General features: G+C 53.2%; 20 protein-coding genes and 1 riboswitch. Of the genes, 3 read left to right on the top strand and 17 right to left on the bottom strand.

All coding sequences use genetic code 11. The features are described 5' to 3' along the window. Positions 1-18: 18 nt before the first annotated feature. From sat to JOE21_RS16420, 3 genes are all read right to left on the bottom strand, one after another. Complete coding sequence (sat, locus tag JOE21_RS16430; RefSeq protein WP_309868417.1) at positions 19-1191, bottom strand: sulfate adenylyltransferase; 1173 nt, start codon at positions 1189-1191, stop codon at positions 19-21. Position 1192: 1 nt separating this feature from the next. Beyond that, the gene (locus JOE21_RS16425; RefSeq protein WP_309868415.1) at positions 1193-1957 is read right to left on the bottom strand and encodes a phosphoadenylyl-sulfate reductase; all 765 of its coding nucleotides are present in this window, start codon (positions 1955-1957) and stop codon (positions 1193-1195) included. A 148-nt stretch (positions 1958-2105) separates the two neighbouring features. After that, on the bottom strand, positions 2106-2768 hold the full coding sequence (locus tag JOE21_RS16420; RefSeq protein ID WP_309868413.1) for an FMN-dependent NADH-azoreductase: 663 nt from the start codon (positions 2766-2768) through the stop codon (positions 2106-2108). Between the two features lie 194 nt (positions 2769-2962). Here JOE21_RS16420 and JOE21_RS16415 point away from each other — a divergent pair, with 194 nt between their 5' ends. After that, the gene (locus JOE21_RS16415) at positions 2963-3403 is read left to right on the top strand and encodes a YtoQ family protein (protein ID WP_309868411.1); all 441 of its coding nucleotides are present in this window, start codon (positions 2963-2965) and stop codon (positions 3401-3403) included. 126 nt (positions 3404-3529) lie between these two features. On the opposite strand, the gene JOE21_RS16410 is transcribed toward JOE21_RS16415, so the two are convergent. From JOE21_RS16410 to rlmD, 5 genes are all read right to left on the bottom strand, one after another. Next, positions 3530-3844, bottom strand: a complete 315-nt coding sequence (locus tag JOE21_RS16410; RefSeq protein ID WP_309868409.1) for a spore coat protein GerQ — start codon at positions 3842-3844, stop codon at positions 3530-3532. A 15-nt stretch (positions 3845-3859) separates the two neighbouring features. Next, positions 3860-4282, bottom strand: a complete 423-nt coding sequence (locus JOE21_RS16405; protein WP_309868407.1) for a cell wall hydrolase — start codon at positions 4280-4282, stop codon at positions 3860-3862. Positions 4283-4410: 128 nt separating this feature from the next. Continuing rightward, the gene (locus tag JOE21_RS16400) at positions 4411-6018 is read right to left on the bottom strand and encodes an amidohydrolase (RefSeq protein ID WP_309868406.1); all 1608 of its coding nucleotides are present in this window, start codon (positions 6016-6018) and stop codon (positions 4411-4413) included. Between the two features lie 30 nt (positions 6019-6048). Further along, positions 6049-6465, bottom strand: a complete 417-nt coding sequence (locus JOE21_RS16395) for a hypothetical protein (protein WP_309868404.1) — start codon at positions 6463-6465, stop codon at positions 6049-6051. 168 nt (positions 6466-6633) lie between these two features. Continuing rightward, positions 6634-8007, bottom strand: coding sequence for a 23S rRNA (uracil(1939)-C(5))-methyltransferase RlmD (rlmD, locus tag JOE21_RS16390; RefSeq protein WP_309868402.1), 1374 nt, complete (start codon positions 8005-8007; stop codon positions 6634-6636). A gap of 142 nt (positions 8008-8149) precedes the next feature. Between rlmD and JOE21_RS16385 the strand changes: the two genes are divergently transcribed. Continuing rightward, positions 8150-8548, top strand: a complete 399-nt coding sequence (locus tag JOE21_RS16385) for an Asp23/Gls24 family envelope stress response protein (RefSeq protein WP_309868401.1) — start codon at positions 8150-8152, stop codon at positions 8546-8548. Positions 8549-8677: 129 nt separating this feature from the next. On the opposite strand, the gene JOE21_RS16380 is transcribed toward JOE21_RS16385, so the two are convergent. The 3 genes from JOE21_RS16380 to JOE21_RS16370 form a co-directional block, all read right to left on the bottom strand. Continuing rightward, a complete protein-coding gene (locus JOE21_RS16380; protein WP_309868400.1) occupies positions 8678-9976 on the bottom strand; it encodes a homoserine dehydrogenase in 1299 nt (432 codons plus the stop codon). Between the two features lie 86 nt (positions 9977-10062). Next, a riboswitch (SAM riboswitch) is annotated at positions 10063-10186 on the bottom strand. 50 nt (positions 10187-10236) lie between these two features. Continuing rightward, on the bottom strand, positions 10237-11265 hold the full coding sequence (locus JOE21_RS16375; protein WP_309868399.1) for a fumarylacetoacetate hydrolase family protein: 1029 nt from the start codon (positions 11263-11265) through the stop codon (positions 10237-10239). 87 nt (positions 11266-11352) lie between these two features. Then, positions 11353-12474 carry an MGDG synthase family glycosyltransferase gene (locus JOE21_RS16370; RefSeq protein WP_309868397.1) on the bottom strand — a complete coding sequence of 374 codons (1122 nt, stop codon included), beginning with the start codon at positions 12472-12474 and terminating at the stop codon, positions 11353-11355. A 286-nt stretch (positions 12475-12760) separates the two neighbouring features. Here JOE21_RS16370 and JOE21_RS16365 point away from each other — a divergent pair, with 286 nt between their 5' ends. Continuing rightward, a complete protein-coding gene (locus JOE21_RS16365) occupies positions 12761-14047 on the top strand; it encodes a tetratricopeptide repeat protein (protein ID WP_309868396.1) in 1287 nt (428 codons plus the stop codon). Positions 14048-14112: 65 nt separating this feature from the next. On the opposite strand, the gene JOE21_RS16360 is transcribed toward JOE21_RS16365, so the two are convergent. The 6 genes from JOE21_RS16360 to JOE21_RS16335 all read right to left on the bottom strand — a co-directional run bounded on the left by JOE21_RS16360 (position 14113) and on the right by JOE21_RS16335 (position 19292). After that, positions 14113-14397, bottom strand: coding sequence for an alpha/beta-type small acid-soluble spore protein (locus JOE21_RS16360; protein ID WP_309868395.1), 285 nt, complete (start codon positions 14395-14397; stop codon positions 14113-14115). A 73-nt stretch (positions 14398-14470) separates the two neighbouring features. Further along, a complete protein-coding gene (sleB, locus tag JOE21_RS16355) occupies positions 14471-15172 on the bottom strand; it encodes a spore cortex-lytic enzyme (protein ID WP_309868394.1) in 702 nt (233 codons plus the stop codon). Between the two features lie 224 nt (positions 15173-15396). Further along, positions 15397-16014, bottom strand: a complete 618-nt coding sequence (locus tag JOE21_RS16350) for a superoxide dismutase (protein ID WP_309868393.1) — start codon at positions 16012-16014, stop codon at positions 15397-15399. A gap of 134 nt (positions 16015-16148) precedes the next feature. After that, positions 16149-17357, bottom strand: coding sequence for an HAD family hydrolase (locus JOE21_RS16345; protein ID WP_309868392.1), 1209 nt, complete (start codon positions 17355-17357; stop codon positions 16149-16151). 137 nt (positions 17358-17494) lie between these two features. Next, a complete protein-coding gene (locus JOE21_RS16340; RefSeq protein WP_309868391.1) occupies positions 17495-18079 on the bottom strand; it encodes a hypothetical protein in 585 nt (194 codons plus the stop codon). A 115-nt stretch (positions 18080-18194) separates the two neighbouring features. After that, positions 18195-19292: a PP2C family protein-serine/threonine phosphatase gene (locus JOE21_RS16335; protein ID WP_309868390.1), complete on the bottom strand. Its 1098-nt coding sequence runs from the start codon at positions 19290-19292 to the stop codon at positions 18195-18197. Positions 19293-19557: the final 265 nt, after the last annotated feature.

The raw sequence follows: 19557 nt of genomic DNA, 5'->3' as shown, positions 1-19557 counted from the left end.
ACTCCCCCACCCGCACACTCATGAGCCGGATCGGCCCCGCTCATGGGTGTATCTTTTTTGATACGCCTCCAACAAGACCTCCACCACTTCCGGACGAGAATACTCCGGTGGAGGAGTGATGCCGGACTGAAGCATGCCCCGCACTTTTGTTCCCGACAGGATCAGCCGGTCCTCCGACGAGTGGGAACACGTTTTAAAGGAGGCCATTCCCTGGCAGCGACGGCAGTAAAAGCTGTGTTCAAAAAAGAGGGGTTGAATTCCCAGTTCCTCCGGAGTAAAGGATCGAACGAGCTCCTGTGCTTCATATGTCCCGTAATAGTCACCCACTCCTGCATGATCCCTCCCCACGATAAAATGGGTGCATCCGTAATTTTTACGAACCAGTGCATGAAAAACGGCCTCCCGCGGTCCCGCATAACGCATGGCTGCCGGAAAAATACCCAGACATACCCGATTTTTAGGGAAATAGGATTCCAGTATCGCCTCATAGCTTCTCATACGAACATCCGCCGGAATATCATCTGCTTTGGTAGGTCCCACCAAGGGATGGAGAAACAAACCGTCCACCACCTCCAGTGCGCACTTTTGAATATATTCGTGGGCGCGATGAACGGGGTTGCGTGTCTGAAAACCGACCACGGTCCGCCATCCCAACTGCTGGAAGTGTTCACGGGTTTCCAAAGGATAGGCGGGATAACCGGAAAAGATCCGCCTGGGATCCCGCAGGAGATAAACCGGTCCACCCGCACGTAAAACAGGTTCTTGAAAGAGCCGCTTCACACCCGGGTGCTCCCTGTCCGAAGTTCCAAAGACGCGTTCCGCTTCCAAAACGGGATCTACCTCAAATACGCTTTCCACTTCCATCAGGGCCACCAAATCCCCGCCGCGGCGATCCGTTAATCCCAGCCGGTTCCCTTCCCGAACCCCCTCTGGAACCGGCAGGGTGATCGGAATGCTCCACACCGTCCCATCAGCCAGACACATCTGATCCCGTACAGAATGGTAGTCGTCTTCCGTCAAAAAGCCGTGTAAGGGGGAAAATACCCCCGTCGCCAAACACTCCACATCGGCCAAAGCGGCATCAGATAAGGGAACCGTCAGGCTTTCCACGGCACGGATCCGTCCCTCCTGCCGACGTTCTCCTTTCCACACCTGATCAACCAATCGGCCTCCATGGGGATCGGCCACCATCTCATCTCCCTCCCATCGTCGTGTTGTTTTCTCTATGATGCAGGCCGCACTCCGTCTTAGCCAGGCCCGGCCAACGACCCGCACGCCCATCCTCTCCAGGCTCTACTTGTTTCGTACAGGGAATACAACCAATACTGGGAAACCATCGCTCATGCATCGGGTTGAAGGGAACGCCGTTCTTTCGAACGTAGTCCCACACATCGTCCATGGTCCAACGTGCGAGGGGATTCAATTTGGCCATGTGGAACAACGAATCCCATTCCACCATCTCCGCATGAGCACGTGTCGGAGATTGCTCCCGTCTGATTCCCGTGCACCACACCCGATAGTCGGACAAAAAGCGGCCCAGAGGTTCCACCTTCCGGATCGCGCAACAGGCATGGGGATCCCGTTTCCACAAGGCTTCTCCATGAATCGCTTCCTGTTCATTCAGCGAGAGGTTCGGCGATACGCGGATAAAGGACTTCCCATACCGTTTTGTCAATCGTTCACGAGTTTGGTGAGTTTCCCGGAACAACAAGCCCGTATCCAGATAAAAAACGTCGATTTGGGGATCGATCTGATGCAACATATCCACCAACACGACATCTTCCAAACCAAAGCTGCACGCCAGTGTCATGGATTTTCCGAACCGTTCCACACTCCAATACAACACCTCTTGAGGCGACGCATATCGAAGAGTTTGTACGGCCTCTTGAACCGCTTCCCTGTCTGCACCCTCCCTTGTTTCGGTCGGGATCGAAGACGTCCAGAATTGTTTTTCCATGCCATTCCCCTCCTCCCCCTTTTTCATATTCGAAACAGGGTGGGTAGGTGCCCCATTTTTACACCATAACGAGCCTCCCGGATGAATCCGGGAGGCTCGTTTTTGCAACGGCGGGATGTCTCTTACTAAAGAAAGCCATTACCTTCGTTTATTGTTCGGTGACAACCGCATGTCTCGCCAATCGCTGCGCCGTTTCCCGCGCCTTGTCTGCGGCTTTGGCCAAGATCTCATCCGTGCGATCCGGGAACTGGTTCATTCCCTCCACCCGGACCGTTTCCACATCCGTCACTCCCAGGAACCCAAGCACAGTGACCAAATAACGATTGCTGAAGTCCATCGCGTCCATCGGCGGTTCGCTGTATACACCTCCGGTGGCGTGGATGTGAACCGCTTTCTTCCCTGTCAGCAGCCCTTCCGGTCCCGCTTCGGTGTAACGGAAGGTTTTACCCGCAACCGCCACCGCGTCGATATAGGCTTTCAACAGCGGGGGGACACCGAAGTTCCACAACGGAGAGACAAACACATAGCGGTCCGCAGCGATGAACTGGTCCACCAGTTCCCCAAGCTGGGCTACTTTGCCTCGTTCCGCGTCTGAAAGATCGTCAAAAGAGTGTCCGGAGCCCAGTTTCCCCCAAGCGGACAACACATCGGCATCGATGAGCGGAATATCTTGTTGGAACACGTCCACATGGATCACTTCATCCTCCGGATTCGCTTCGCGGTAAGCTTCCAGGAACGCCCGACCCGCTTTCAAGCCAAAAGAGGTTTCTTCCGTTTTTGGGTTGGCGGTAATGTAGAGCAATTGACCCATTGTCTCCCATCCTTTGCATTGAAATATTTAACTATATTATATATAGTCACTTACTATATATAAGGTTAACTCCTTCACTCACTTTTGTCAAGTTAAAGAAATAACTAAAGCTATTACAGATTGGACAGCCCTCTGTCCGGGTATCTGGTACAATGGAATCGATGCCCATGATCTCTATAAAAGGAGTGGGGAAGATGCAACTGACTGTTTATCTGGCCGGACAGATTCATGACGATTGGCGTGAACAACTGCGCATAAAAGCGGAAGAGCGCGGCATGCCGATTGTATTTAAAGGACCGCAGGAAAACCATGACCGCTCAGATGATATCGGCGAATCAATCAAAGGAACGCAGCCCAATCAGGAATACCGGGACCAGGCTGCGTCGGAGATGAACAACCTGCGCACCCGGGTGTGGATGGAAAAAGCGGACGTGGTCGTCGCCCTGTTTGGAGAGAAGTACCGTCAGTGGAACACGGCCATGGACGCCGCTATCGCCATCCAGTCCAACAAACCTCTCATCCTGATCCGTCCCAAGGAGTTAATTCATCCCCTGAAAGAGTTGGCCCAACGGGCACAAGTCGTGGTGGAAACCCCCGACCAGGCCCTGGACGCCCTCGCATATGTACTGGAATAAAAAAAGGCCCCCATACGGGCCTTTTGCTTGTATATCCCTTTATCCAACCTGCTTTTCTTGTACTGCCACAAAAGGGGCCCGGATCAACCAGGCATCTTTACTCTCATTTCCACACCAACGGGAAACTTATTCTTTTCCCCTCACCAATTGGGCAGGCTCGGTTTCAAAAACCACAAAATCGATATTGATATTATGGAACATCATATCTTTTCCCGTCTGCTGGTCACGGACCAGAGTGAAATCCCGACCCACTTCCCGCAAGGTACCGGTCACCTTCTTGGCCGTCCACTGCGGGTTATTTTCAAAGGTAAGATACAGGGTGACCAGCCTGCCGATATTCCTTTGCAGGAGATCCTCGCTGAAAACCCGTTCAGGCCGCCGCTGTTGGGAAACCCATCCGTAATCGGCAACCTGAGCGGGATACGCTTGATTCCAGTACACTCCTTTTCCACCTCCTTAATATACCCTTGGACAATCGGCGGGAGTGGGAATGTAGAAACAATGGGCTTTGTAACGGCCACTGTTCGCCTGATTGAACCACGTGGCCGGACATTCCCCCACCGGCCGGAAAAACCAAAGGGCGTGACGCGCCGGATCCCTGCGCTCCCCATTGACGGCCCGTTGGGCCAGCCGAATATCCTGCCCGCGCGCCGCCTGATAGAAATACGGTTTTTGCACCGCCTCAAACCCGCCGGGAGACTGGAAAATCATTTGCTGCAACGTACGGATGTCTTCAAAATCCAGGCAATCCTCGATCACCCGGTTCACCCCCACGTTTCCCACCATCAACATCCCCGGCTCTCCGTCTTCCTCCGCTTCCGCCCGCATCAACCGCGCCAACATCTTGATTTCTTCACTGGTTGCCTTTACCACCGCCATATAAACCACCTCGCCCTAAACCCTTATTCCATCCGGGCAAAAAAAAGAACCGGAAACCCGGTCGACCCAGCATACAAGGTGTCTATGTTTCTCTGATAAATCGATAAAATGGAATAATCAAACCCACTTTAACCGGATCGATACGCGATTCGTCCGTTGACAACGGTCATAATCACCCGCGTTTCCAACAGACGGTCCGGATCCTGCCCCAACAAGTCCTGATCAAACACGGAAAAATCGGCCCATTTTCCCGACGAGATCGATCCCCTCTCCGCTTCCTCCCCGGCAGTTTCCGCAGCCCCCAGAGTAAACAGACGCAGCGCTTGCGCGCAGGTCAGCTTCTCTTGGGGCAGGTAACCATCATGATCTTCTCCGGGAGCCCGCCGAGTAACGGCGGCATGGATACCCAAAAGCGGATTCATCGGCTCGATGGGAGCATCGCTTCCACCCCCGCACAGAAGACCCGCTTCCACCAACGTTCTCCATGCATAGGCGCAATCCAGCCTCTCCGGCCCCAGCCGTTCCATCACCCAGGGAAAGTCACCTGCCACAAACCGGGGCTGGATATCCACCGCTACCGGCAGACGTTTCAACCGTTCCACCAAGTCACGCCGCAACACCTGTCCATGGATCAGCCGATCCCGGTGAGGCGGGGAGACCCATCGACGCAGTGGAGCCGCTTCCAAAGCATCGATCACCCTCTCCACCCCACCATCCCCGATCGCATGGATGGCAACTGTCAATCCAGCCCCGCGGGCACGTCTCACCCATTGCTGCAATTCACCCGGAGTGTGAACGGCCAGGCCGGTTGTCGAGGGGTCGTCCGCATACGGTTTAGACAGCAAAGCCGTACGTCCCCCAATGCTTCCATCGGCAAACAGCTTTATCGCTCCGATGCGAAACCATTCGTCTCCTTGTCCGGTTTTCCAACCCCGCTCTCTTAATTCCTCCAAATGAGGATGGTAGATAAGATGATGACTGCGCAAGGGCAAGCCCTCTTCCACCAGTCCTCTGAAGATCGACTCTAACACCGACACCTCTCCCGCCAGACGCATATCTTCGGTGTGAACCGCTGTCAAACCGAGGGAGAGAGCCTCTTGGGCGCCTGTTCTTGCCCACTTTCTCCGTTCCGTGTCGGTATGGGGAGGCAACGCATCATAAAACGGCTTAGATGCATTTTCATACACCTGTCCGTTCCAGGCTCCCCGTTCATCCCGCCCAAACGTTCCATCAGCGGGGTCCGGTTCATCAGGCGCTAACTGCGCCGCCCGAAATGCGGCAGAATTAACCAAATGTACGTGATGACACGTACGGGTCAACAGCATCGGATGAGAGGGAACCGCCGCATCCATTTCGGCCAGGGTGGGTAAATCCGATCGCTCCCAGCGGTTTTGATCCCAATGAAGCCCTCGAATCCACTGCCCTTCCGGCGTTTGGGATGCTTCCCGCCTCAGTCGTTCCAACAGCGCTTCTTTAGACTTTACATGGGACAGATCCGGGAGGGAACGTTCCATGCCGCGGGCCATCAAGTGGAGATGATTGTCCACCAATCCCGGAGTGACGAAGCCTCCTTGCCAGTCCACCAGTGGCACTCCCCGGCGCCCAAATTGAACCGTCAGTTCCTCGGTCTCCCCCACTGCACGGATCCTGCCACGTTCTACATAGATCGCTTCCGCCACAGGGCGGGCGGGATCCAATGTGACCACCTTCCCATTGATAAATAATGCCCGATCCATTCTTACTCCTCCCCCGCCGCACAAAAAAACTCAATCACCTGGCAAAAACCGCGCATCTCCCCGCACTTGCGTCTCATACGTCAACCGAATGGTTTCTTCTCCGCCCTCCCAGCGAATTAACATGTCCACTCCCGCCTGTTTCTTCCGCAAGAGGGTTTCCAGTCCTTCCAACAACACTTCCCCTTCCCCGTTTTCCAATTCAACCATCTCGCGCACATCCGTATCGGCAAACGAGACTTCCACAGGAGCCGTCAGGTTTTCATTGGCACTCAACAAGACCCGATCCTTTGGTTTCCGTTCCGGATCCGCATATTCAATGACGTGAAGTTCCGCAGACCAGTCCTCGCCCTCTCCCTGGAAAATATTAACTACATAAGTATCCGGTTCGCTCACGGAGCATCCGGTAACCAAGAAGAAGCAAGCTGTACATAACCACCAATTTCTCATTCTCGTCCTCCTGATTCGGCTTTTCCCCCTCTTCCTTCCCATTCTGGCGGTGGATGATTCACACATTTTGGCCGCTGCCACAAAAAACGTACTGTGTTTCATTCGGGATCAATCGCTTTCAACCCTCCTCCCAATCAAAAAAGCCCCGTTCGCGCTAACTGCTAGAAATCAGGGATGAGACTCGTGCACCAACAGCGTACACGTTTCCACATGGGCCGTCTGGGGGAACATGTCGAAGGGAACCATCCGCTTCACCCGGTAGCCGGCTTGGATGAGCCGATTACAATCCTTGGCCAAGGTGGACGGATTACAAGAGACATAAATCAACCGGGGCACCGGATGCTGACTCAGACTGCGGAGCAGTCCCTCTCCCAGGCCCGTGCGCGGCGGATCCGTCACCACCACATCCGGTCGAAATCCTTCCGAGGCCCAACGGGGAAGGAGGGTTTCCGCTTTTCCCACATGGTACTCCGCATGTTTGACTCCATTGAGACGGGCATTGTAACGGGCATCGGCCACCGCTTCGGGAACCGTATCCATCCCCACCACTCGAGCGGCACCGTCGGCTAACCACAAGCCGATCGTACCGGTACCACAATAGGCATCCACCACTGTCTCCGATCCGGTCAAGCCGGCAAAATATCGTACTTCCTCGTATAACTTCTCCGTCTGAACCGGATTCAGTTGAAAAAAAGCGGGGGCAGACAAGGCAAAGTGACGGGATCCCAGACGTTCCTCGATCTTTTCCTTCCCCCACAGCAGGCGGTTTTCCTCTCCCATCACCAAGGATGTGCGGCGAGGGTTGTGGTTGAGGATGATCCCCGCCACTTTCGGCAAGCGTCGAATCCGGTCGACCAGACCTTTTTCTCCCGGGAGGGTAGGCGTGCGACTAACCAAAGCGATTTGAACTTCATCGGTTGCAAAAGCGAGGCGCACCATCACATGGCGAATCGAACCGCGATGGGTTCGTTCATCGTAAATCGGTGTTTTTGTCTCCTCCAAAATGGACCGAATGCCTTCTAACGTACGATTGATCACGGGATGTTGGACCAGACAACCGCTCATGTCGACTAATCGGTGGGAGCCGGACCGATACATTCCCAGCAGCACGCGGCCATCCTGTTTCCTCACGGGTAACTGTGCTTTATTCCGGTAGTCCCATGGATGTTCCATGCCCCGGGTCTCTTCGATAGGAAGCGATTGGATATCGGTGTAACGGGCGAAGGCTTCTTCCACCAACTCCCGTTTCAGTCGCAATTGCATCGAATAATCGATGTGCTGGGTTTGACATCCCCCGCATTCATCATAAACGGGACAAGGAGGGGCCACGCGGTTAGAAGAAGGTTTGAGACGTTTGAGGATCCGTGCACGGGCGTGGCGCTTCTCGACACGGGTCACCTTCACCTCCAAGAATTCGCCGGGAATCCCCCCGTCTACAAACAACACTTGTTTTCGGTAATAACCCACTCCTTCGCCGTTGATTCCCATCCGGCGAATCGGCAGCCGGATCACCTGGCCGTCCCGTAAACGCAAATCCGTCATTTCCGTCTTCCCCATTTCAACCTTTTCCATTCATTTTACCGAAACACGAAGAAATGCCCAAATCCGACACACTTCTTGATATACTATCCTCGAAAGGGAATGTCAGTTCATTAGCAAATCCCATTACCAGGGAGGTTTCATCATGGCAGACAATCACCGTAGAGGCGGTCTCAAATTCTCTACTCATGTGTTGGAAACCATCGCCGGGATCGCCACGTTAGAAGTGGACGGGATCAGCGCGATGAGTGGAGGCGTTGTGGAAGGCATCAGCGAACGGCTCGGTCGCAAGAACCTCACCAAAGGAGTGGAAGTGGAGGCCGGTGAACGGGAAGTGGCGGTCGACCTTCGGGTCATCGTCGAATATGGCCGTAATGTCCCACGGGTTTATGAAAATGTCGTGCAAAACGTCAGCGACGCCATCCAGCAAATGACCGGCTTACGTGTCGTCGAAGTGGTCATGTATGTGGAAGGCGTCTCCTTCCCGGAGGAATCCCGGCAAACCAGGCAGGAAGCGGAACAATCCGAACCCCGTGTACGATAAATCCCTGTCGTACCGGTGTAGGTGGCAACCCTTCTCACTTACACATAACGATTAAATGAGGACACACTAAAAACTTCTACCCTCTGAAACCCGGAACAGGAATTCCATCCTAGCCGGGTTTTTACGCATTTAAGAAACCGATGCCGCCAACGCCGGGTCAGAGGAGGAGACGGCTCCAAAAACGGGCCGATCCACGACGTGTGTTACGTCCAATCCCAACTCCGCCAACAGGACCGCCGGATAAGAAGGATCCCAGCGACGCAGGATGATGGCCAACCCATTTTTCCCCTCCCGGAGAGCCGATACATCCGTCACTGCCAGACCGATCTGCCGCAGAACTTCCCGCACTTCCGCCACTTTTGCCTGTGTGATGGATTCCCTCGTCTCCAAAAAGAGAAAGCGGGATCCTCCCGTGTCCACCGGCAGCAACGTTGCCTCTCCTGCAGAACAGCCATGATCCGCCGGCAAACAACATACATTACACAGGTCTTCCACCATGGCGCTGGCGGTGGGTCGCTCACCCGCCCCTTGCCCTACCAGCGTCACGTCTTGGACGATATCTCCCTCCAGATGAACCGCGTTGTGAACTCCCTCAATCCGGGCGAGAGGGTGGGAGAAAGGCAGCAAAGCAGGTCCCACCTGCAGGGAGAGGGGACCTTTTTCCCCGTATTGTTCTCCCTGTGCCAGTAATTTGATTCGATAACCCAATGAGCGTGCCAACTGGAGTTCCCATGGATTGATATCCCGGATACCGCGACAGGACACTTGCGATACGGGCACATCCACCTCAAAAGTCAACCTTCCCAAAATGGCCAATTTGTACGCTGCATCCAACCCATCCACATCAGAGGTCGGGTCGGCTTCCGCATACCCCTTCTGTTGCGCTTCTGCCAGCGCCTGATCAAACGAAATTCCCTCCGTCTCCATCCGAGTCAAGATATAGTTGGTCGTTCCGTTGAGAATAGCGGAAAAACGGTGGATACGGTTGCTCTTCAGGAGGTGGCGCAAGGTTCCCAAAACCGGGATTCCTCCACCCACACTGGCCTCATACAACAACTGCACTCCTTTTTCTTGGGCGAGTGCGTCCAGTTCCACCCCGTGCTTGGCAATCAGCTCCTTGTTGGCCGTTACAACATGACAGCCCGCCTTCAATGCCCGCTCAATATAGGTACGGGCCGGCTCCACCCCGCCGATCGCCTCCAATACCACGTCTACCTTTTGTTCCAGCAGCTGCTCAAACCGGGTGGTTAGCAGCGGTTGAATCCCGTCCACCTCCCGTCGCTTCTGACGATCACGAACCAAAATCCCGCTGATTTCAAACAGCAGATCCGTTCGTTTCAATATCACGTCCCGATTGCTTTTTAACGCTTTAAAGACACCGCTCCCAACCGTCCCCAGCCCTAATAGACCTACTCTGATTCTCCGCACAACCATCCCTCCCTGTTAAAATAAAACACCCCCTCCGATAAAGAGGGGGTGGGGTAGCCGAACCGATCGCAGTTTGAACCGCCCACTCCTTATCTCTCCGCGCCACAGGCACAGCAGGAATTGGCACCATTTCCCTTCCGGTCTCATACGTCCGGATCGGATGGTTGCCGGGCTTCATCGGGCCAGTCCCTCCACCACTCTCGATAACGAGTCGACTTTTTCAATTGTGTGTAATACCAGATATTATGCAACAACCATGATCATTCTGTCAAATGATTATTTCCGGGGACAATCCGATTACGCAGCACACCCAACCGTTCAATCTCCAACTCCACGATATCCCCCGCTTTTAACCAGCGATGGGTCTCTTCCCCCAATTCCAGGATGCAACCGGTTCCTACGGTTCCCGAGCCGACCAACTCTCCGGGGCGCAAGAGGCAGTCGCGAGATGCTCGCTCCACCATATCCCCGAATGAAAAGGTTAAATCCCGCACGTTCCCCTTGGACAACTGGCGGCCATTGACACGAGCCGTCATTTCCAGATTCCAACGGTCCCCTTCCCGCCGATCTTCCAACTCATCCAGCGTAACCAGAGCCGGACCCAGGGATGTCGCGAAATCTTTCCCTTTGGCGGGTCCCAATCCCACTTTCATCTCTTCCCGCTGGAGATCCCGCGCACTCCAATCATTGAGGACACATACCCCTGCAATATGGTCCATTGCCTTTTCCGTCGGAATGTCCCTGCCTTTTTTGCCGATGATAAAGGCGATTTCCAATTCGTAATCCAGGGCACGGGTGGCCGGAACCGGTACCGGATCCTCCGGGCCCAAGAGGGTATAGGGATGACTGAAATAAAAGACCGGAAACTGATACCACTCGGGTACCATATCCAACCCTCGCCTCGCTCGTGCCGTTTTCACATGTGCTTCAAAAGCGTAAAAGTCCCGAAATGTCCGGGGCACCGGCAAGGGAGCCAACAATCGGGCTTCTCCTGCGGCAATGGCCAGTGGTTCCCCCTCCACTTGAATGCTGCTCCAATCTTCTGCTCTCACTACTTCCCATATGCGTCGCAACTGGTATAACCCGTCTTCCTCCCGATCCAACAGTTCCAGCATCGAGTGCGGGGGCGGTCCTTCCACCCGCCATTTCTTTTCTGTTTTTGCCCATTTCCAGGCACGGGCGATATCCAATATGTTCCCATCCGTCAGCCATCCCAGCCGATGAAGGTGTTCCTCCGACTGATGGACGTTCGCATTCAATGGTCCGATCTGATAAGTAACCAGCTTCATACCGAACCCCTCCTCCGATACCTAGCATAGGGGAGCCTTTCCGTTGAAAGCAAGCATTTTCAAAAAAAAGCGTCCTTTGCATGGGAATCAAAGGGCGGAATTCCACCTCTTCCGATATAAGGAGTGTTCCACGATCCTGGTTGCCGAATCAGGGAATGCCAGGGATTCCAACCGGGACGACATCGACTGACGCAAAGAAGGATCCCGGATCAAACGGACCACTTCATCCGGCAACGTATCCGGCGAGACTGCACAGGCGGCACCGCGCCGCACCACGTAATCCAGATTGGCCCGTTCCTGCCCAGGCAAGGCCTCAAACAAGATCAGCGGTAATCGCTTGATCATCGCCTCCGTGATCGTCATTCCCCCGGGTTTAGTAACCAGGATGTCAGCAGCGTCCATCAAAAGAGGCATATCGTTGCGGGTGGAGAAAACGCGTAAATCCCCGTTCTCAGAAAAGGGAGCCAGCTGCTTCTCCAGTTTCCGATTGGAACCGATCAGTACCCACAATTGCATCTCATTCGATAAACCGGCCAGGGATGCAGCCAACTTCGGCAGTGGACCGTAACCTAAGCCTCCCCCCATGAGAAGCACCAACGGGCGATTCGGATCGGCACCCAACCGTTGTTTGGCCGTCTGTCGGAGGATCGTTTGACGAAAGCCCCGATGACAGGGAATTCCTGCTTCCAGTAATTGAACTCTCCATTCCCAAGACAACCACTTTTGCTGTTCCCGAGTCAACAAGTTTGGGGGAACACACAGCACATCAGGTGCTTCAGCGAGCCACAAGGGGTGCAATTCATAATCCGTCAGCACTCCCACGGTCGGCAGGGTTCGCCACCGGGAAGGAAGCAGCAGCAAGCCGAAAGGATGAGTACTGATCACACGTGTCGGTCCGAATTGACGGATCAGGCGTTTCAATTTATGACGAATCATCCACCCCGTTTTTTCAATGATTTCCGATGAAACCATTCGAAGCCAAGCAGAATGATTCGTCCGGTTATACAAATAAGAATAGACGTAGGGAAAACGACTCAACATCCGGTTATAGCCCGATTGCAGAAGCGGATGCACGGAACCGGGAACCAACTCAAGCAAATCGATTACCTCTGCCGGTATGTCCTTTAAGACATACTCTTCCCGCAACGCCTCCGCGGCGGCGTTATGTCCGGACCCGAAACCCATCGTCAAAATGATGACCCGTTCCATCGATTCCCCTCCCTGTTTGACTGTTTTCATTATGCAGGATGCCCGTTTGGAAGCAAGGGGTGTTTACAAGGATTAAACAAAATATTAACCATTGCTCCGATTTTTCCTTCTTATGTAGTGAATATGGTTTACTTTTTATTCAAAATAAAAGCATTTTGGTCTCCGCAACCTCTTAAAAGTGGTAGGGTATCCTTCAGCAAAATTTACCTTTTTAAATACCCTGATTTTTTAAAAATTCCTATGATATAATTTTGTCCCATTAAGCTCCCGCAATCGAGGTGGTAGAGTGGATCATTTACATATTCATGAAGTGGGAGAACTGATACGTAAAGTACGAAAAGGGCGCGGCCTTCGTTTGGAAGATCTGGCAGATGAAAATATCTCCCCTGCCACCATCAGCAATATTGAACGGGGCGTTCCCCATGTGAACACCCAAAAAGCCCAATACCTGCTTAAAAAACTGAATCTGGATATGAATGATCTCCAGCAAATGATGGTGAGCAGTCAAACTGAACAAGCAGAACTGGAGCATCAATTTTCCGCCGCGGAAACCTTGGTCGATCTGGGCCAACCGCTCTTGGCCGAGAAATGGTTGCAACAAGACCTGGACGACCATCACCCGCTTGCGGGTAAAAGGTATCATATTCAAGGCCGATTGGCTATGGAACGCCACGACTGGAAAAAGGCGGAACGTCTGTTTCACCAGGCGCTGCGGATCGGAAAAGATCAATCCGATAAACCATCCATCGCCCGCTCACACATGGAACTGGCCCGTCTCCGCTATAGCACAGGGGAGTGGTCGCTGTCGCTGCATCACACGGACAGCGGATTGGATGCCTGCCAAGAGGACCAAACCGACACCCGAGCAGACCTTCTTCTGTTGCGGGCCCTTTCCTTTGAAGCATCGGGCCGTCAGGCGGAATGTCTGCAAACCGTGCGGCGGGTATGGGAAAGCGGTTCTTTCGGTCCCCCCTCGACAAAATTGGAGTGGCATCGATTGTACGGAGAAATCATGCGGTTCAACGGGCTGTTGGAAGAAGCGGAGCGGATTACGGCAGAGGGATTGCAATTGGCTCGCCGTTATCGGGACCGGAACGCCCTGTTCCGGCTCTGGGCTTTATCCGGGAGGATCTGGATGGAGCGTCATATGTGGCGACGGGCGAAAGTGAGTCTGCGAACCGCTCTGGTCTGGGAATCCCTCACTTCCGACCCGGTTCTGCCGGTTTCCATCCGCATTTGGCTGGGGCGGGTCTGTACCGAGCTGGAACAACACGAGGAAGCCAATGAGTGGTTTCGCGATGCCGTCGAAGGCAGTCAATCATGCAGCGATCCACATCCACACATCGAAGCGCTCCTTGCCCTGGGGGAACATTACCAGTTGCGCGGAAAGCACCAGCAAGCGATCGCCCAATATCAACATGCCTGGAATAAAAGTCAGGAGTACCGTTTGTTGCCTCAAGAATATGATGCGCTTTTTCTGTTGACCCATCTGTGGGAACAAAACGGAGATGATCGTTTTCATGAAGGAATGAAGAAGCTGTACGAACTGCAGAAAAAAATGAAAGAACGTTGACAAATCCCTGTTCCAACCACTTTGTCGGCATTCTCAAGCGGCTCCGCATGGAGCCGCTTGCGCTTTCACCGCGGTTTGTTTGCCAACTCCTCCTGGGCCATGCGGATCAGCTCTTTCACCATCTGGCCTCCGACGGGACCACCCAAGCGCCCTGCCTCTTCCGCTTTGAGATCACCGTTGGCTCCATCTTTCCGGTAGGGAACGCCCAACCGGCGGGCCATCTCTGTCTTCATCTGTTCCGTCCCGGCACCGGTCTCCCCAGTTTGCCGAGCCATCACCTGTCGCTTCAGGCGCTCCATTCCTTCCCGGGCTTCCGGAACCAACAAGCGGTTTCTCCTTCGTCGGGCCATGGATTGTCACCTCCTCTCTCTCGTTATGATTCCAAACAAAAAACCGCCTGATCCAGGCGGTTTTTCCATTCCATTATTTTGCAAAGATATGACTGCCGATCTTATCGATTTGCGGACGGGTCCAAATCCACTTGGATGTGGCCGTATCCGGGTTAAAGTAGAACATCGCTCCCTGGGACGGATCCCAACCGTTGGCCGCATCACGGGCGGCTTTGTACGCTTTTTCATTGGGCTTTAGCCAGATTTGACCATCGGCCACAGCGGTAAAGGCCCGCGGTTCCAGAATGACTTCTTTGGCCGTACTCGGATAATCGGATGATTCCATGCGGTTAATGATAACGGCTGCAACCGCCACTTGGCCTTTGTAAGGTTCGCCGCGTGCTTCACTGTAAACGCCTTTGGCGATCCACTCCAGATCTTCCTGACTTAAGTCAATCCGCTTAAACGATTGAGCTTTTTTGGCTTGTCGCTTATCGTCCGTCGCTTTTTTCAAAGCAGTCCAGGTTTCCGGCCCGGTGATGCCGTCGATTCGAAGCGCGTTATCTTTTTGGAATTGAATCACGGCCCGTTCCGTCTGCAGACCATAAATACCGTCTACTTTAGGGGTATAACCCAGCAGGGTGAGTCGATCTTGCAGATCCCATACATCACCGTTGGAGTGACCATAGTGTACCAGCGTAGGTGCCGACGCCTCCGCCTGGTTGGCTCCAAAAGGAAGTACCGTACCGGCGACGGCGATGGCGACCGCCAAACCAATCGTCAGAATGGACTTCATATATTCGCCTCCTTGGATTTTTGTGGGAAATGCGCTCTATATCAATCTTTCTTTTATCATCCCACTTTATTTTGCAAGTGGAAACCAAAGTTCCCAGCCACACCAGGAATTATATAAATCCTATCGGGATACTTCAATATCAAATGATTAGTATGTAAGGTAATAGATTCCTATTATGCATAAAAAAAAGCGACGGGTGCACCCGTCGCTTGAACCAAAAAGGATTACTTTTTAGCAGCCGCGTAACGCTTGTTTACCTCGTCCCAGTTGACCACGTTCCACCAAGCTTGAATGTAGTCAGGACGCTTGTTTTGATACTTTAAATAGTAGGCATGCTCCCATACATCCAGGCCCAAAATCGGGGTGTGCCCGTCCATCAACGGACTGTCCTGGTTCAGGGTGTTGATCACCGCGAGATTTCCATCTTTTTTCACGACCAGCCAAGCCCAGCCGCTGCCGAAACGAGTGATGGCAGCATTAGCAAATGTTTCCTTGAACTTGTCAAAACCGCCAAAGGTTTCGTTGATCGCGCCGGCCAATTCACCCGTCGGCTCGCCCCCGCCATCAGGGCTCATAATCTGCCAAAAGAGGGTATGGTTCACATGGCCGCCGCCGTTGTTTTGCACGGCACCACGGATGCTTTCCGGTACTTGGTCGATGTTTGCGATCAGATCGTCGATGGACTTATCTGCCAATTCAGCATGTCCTTCCAAAGCGGCATTCAGCTTGTCAACATATGTTTTGTGATGGCGCCCGTGGTGAATTTCCATCGTCCGCGCATCGATGTGAGGCTCCAAGGCATCAGTGGAATAAGGCAGTGCAGGCAGTTCATGTTTAGCCATACAAAAACCCTCCTGTATGTAGTTTCATTGGTGGCCACTCCTCCCGAGAGGAAGTATGCTCACCAATGAATCTTCCCGTTCTTATTATGCAAAAAACGTATGAGAATATCAATATTCTTGTTTGTAAAGTATGATTAACTGCCGGATCCGCTTTGGGCCGGGTCGATCGCGTCTTTTTCGTTTTCTTCCTCACGGCGACGAATCCATTCCTGAAGCAGGCCGGAGAGTTGGGTCACATCATCCAGGATATAATCCGCCTGCAGCTCCTCAAACTTTCCTCTGGCTCGCTCTCCCGTCGGACCGGTAAGTGTCGCTGCAAACTGGCATCCCATCTTGCGTGCGGCCAACAAATCAGCCACCGAATCCCCTACGACCAGAATTTGTTCCCCGTCCGGCAACGGCAACCGGGCCCCCACACTCTTTGCATCCGGCTTTTCCCGCCCATAGTAGGCCTTGACATAAGTAAAGGGATGGGGCTTGCCCAATGGAGCCTGATCCGGATAAATCTCCTCCGCCTGCCGTACATCAGAAGCCGTCACGATTCGGTTCGGGTCAAAGGCATCCCACAATCCCAGCGCTTCCAATGGGACACGCGTTTCCAACGCGGGTCGACCGGTACCGATCCCCAACTGGATCCCTTCTTTGGACAGGGCATCCAAAGTCCCCCGGATCGTTTCCGGTTCAGCCAGTGGGATTTCCTGTTGCAAAAAGCCGGTTTTCTCCGGGTAAAAGCTCCGTTTTTTCTCTTCCCGCTCAAACCAGTCGTGCCCCAGATACCATTCCTGGTACACATCCCGCCCCAGCTTCCAAAGAGAGGAGCCATGAACGAAGGCATCCGAATCCCGGCCGGACCACTCCTGTACCAACTGGGACAGCCGTTCCGGCAAATCCACATCCCCCGTCTGACCACTGTCGAGTGTATCCCGAACCTCCGCGAAACGGGGCTCAAAATCCAGCCCGACACGCCGTGTTTCCTCCCCGATCCGTTGCAAAGCCAGCCGGCTGATCGGACGAGCCAAGATCTCTTCGACGAAATCAGGATTCATCGAATGAAGTTCGCGCAGAAGCTGTTGCAATTGAAATCCGAATAACAGCGCAACCATATCCCAGTTGGAATTAACCCCGATCGATTTCAACCACTCCAACACCCGTTCGTCATCAAACACCGCTTGCCGCACTTCTTCGATCTCTTTCTCCTCGGGGGCGGGCCGGAAGGAGCCCCCGGATAATCCCAAGCCGTGCTCGCTGTACAATAATTCCCACACACTTAAGCACGTGCTGTCAAAGCAGCGCTTTTCACTCAACAACACCCCGTCCACGTCAAACAAAACGACCTGAACCATCTGCCAACCTCCCTTTTCCGGTGAAAAATGATAAGATCGGTCCATGGTTATTACTTTACCAGAGTAAGCGGCTGAAGCCCAATCAAAAACGGACGGATCCGGAATCTTGCCGGAACCCGCCCGTTACTACCTGCACGTTATGGAGATGTTGTCCGACGTGCCCGATTGGCCAGATGGTCCATCCATCCTGCCCAATCCCCTTTCCAGCCTTCTTCCCACGCCAGTTTGGCCAAGTAGAGGGCCTCACCGACTTTCTCTTCTTCTTCTAATATTTGGATCAAACAATGGTATCCGGGATGTTCCGGCATGTGGGGATGGAACGGATCATTTTCAAATGCTCGCCTCGCAACGGGAGCATATTGGATCTGAACTTGGCAGTATTCGATAGTCCGATCCAATGCACAGGGATCATCACGGCGAATGCTGTCGAATTTACGGATCTGTTCCGTGAAGTGATCATGAAGACAAATAAAGCGCTGCGATTTGAGATGCTGAATCATCCGCTGATCCGAACTGGTTCGAAGCGCTTTATCGTACTCCGCTCTCGCATTTTGATATATATCGGCTTCCTGGGCCGTTAAGCACATTTCCAACGTGCATTGCCGATCCTCATACTTCAGCTTGGCCACATAGGGCTGGAGATGGGGTTGTTCGACATCTTCCCATGCCCGCTTCACCACATATTCAAGCTTTTTTGTCGGGGACTTGGGTGCTTCTAACATAGGCGAACCCCCCTCAGGCGAAAAGAGAGTCAATCATAGTAAATGTTTTTCCCTTCCGCCTGCTGGAGATAAACGCCGGCTCCCGCACCAAATTCTCCGGGAGCCGCTCTTTGTGTCATTTAATATGAAGACACAATGCCGATATATCATCCCGTTGATTCGGATTTTGGGACCGTTCGCGCAGCCAATCTACCATCCGGTCAAAATCGGAAGGCAGCTCCTCCAGAGGGGAGGGCATCAGCTCATGGAGTCCATCACTAAAAAAGGAAAAGGAGTCTCCCGATTGGAAGGGTATGTCGTTTTGTTCAAATGATGTTCCTTCAAAAATACCCAAAAACATGCCCGGCACGCTAACAATCTCAGGGGTGCCGGAAGTGGAAGCAAGAAAATAATTGACCCCGCCAGCCGCATACGACAGGACCTGCTGCTGAAAGTTCAACTCAAATGCGATCGCAGCGATAAAATACTCGTCTGCCAGATAGGGCAGACTGGCATCATTTACCCACGACAGCTTTTCAGACAGGGAAAGCCGCTTCTTAGAGACTTGCTCAAACAAAACCCGGAGTGCCGAAGTTTGTAACGCTGTTGCCACACCGTGTCCCATCACATCAAACAGATATCCGAATAATTTCTCTTCGCTCTCGTTCCAATGGAAATCATAGCTGTCCCCGCTGATAAACCCATAGGGTCGATACAGCGTCTCGAGGCGCAGAAATTCATTTTCCATCGGTACAGGCAACATCGTCCTCTGTACTTTTGCCGCTAGAGCCAGATCCCGTTTGGCTTCGACTCGAACCGTCACATCGGTTTGCATGGCAACGAAATGAACCAGATTCCCCTCTTCATCCCAAACGGGATTCACCTTTAGTTCGTTCCAAAAAGGGACTCCGTTTTTTCGCCGATTCAGTAGAACGACCTTGACCGGTTCCCGTTTCTCTAGGGCAGACCGAATTTTTTCAACCGCCGCCGGATCGGTGTTTTCACATTGGAGAAATCGGCAATTCTTTCCGACCACTTCTTCCGCTGAATAACCCGTCAACTTGGTAAAGCCGGGATTGACATAGATGACGGGATTATCCGGCAGTCTAGGATCGGTGATGCACACACCCGCTGGCAGATGATCCATCGCGGCGGCAAATTGTTTTTCCAAAAGAAGTTCCAATCCCGACACCTCTTCCCCAGGTTCCCATCGACCCATTCCAATGTCAGCCACTCGAGGGCCCTGCCCCCGTACAAAATTGTGTCTGAGCCTCCCATACGCAGGTGTCCGGGCCGGTTCGCCCCCAAAAATCCCTTTAAAAAGGTAAAAGAAGACCCAGGGTATTGCCTGGGTCGGTCTGGGCGGAGGCATTGTCTGTTATTCAAAATAGAAAAACAGACTTGGAGGTCGGCACCACTTAAGCTTCCACTTTCCGTTCCGGAAAGAAGTGGCGATATGGTATGGGTAATGGCTGTACCTACCAGCACAAGTCTCTCCT

The organism is Desmospora profundinema, assembly GCF_031454155.1.
In the GTDB taxonomy this organism is placed as follows: domain Bacteria; phylum Bacillota; class Bacilli; order Thermoactinomycetales; family DSM-45169; genus Desmospora; species Desmospora profundinema.
Note: the sequence above shows the minus strand (reverse complement) of the source record. Positions and strands in the feature narration are given on the sequence as shown.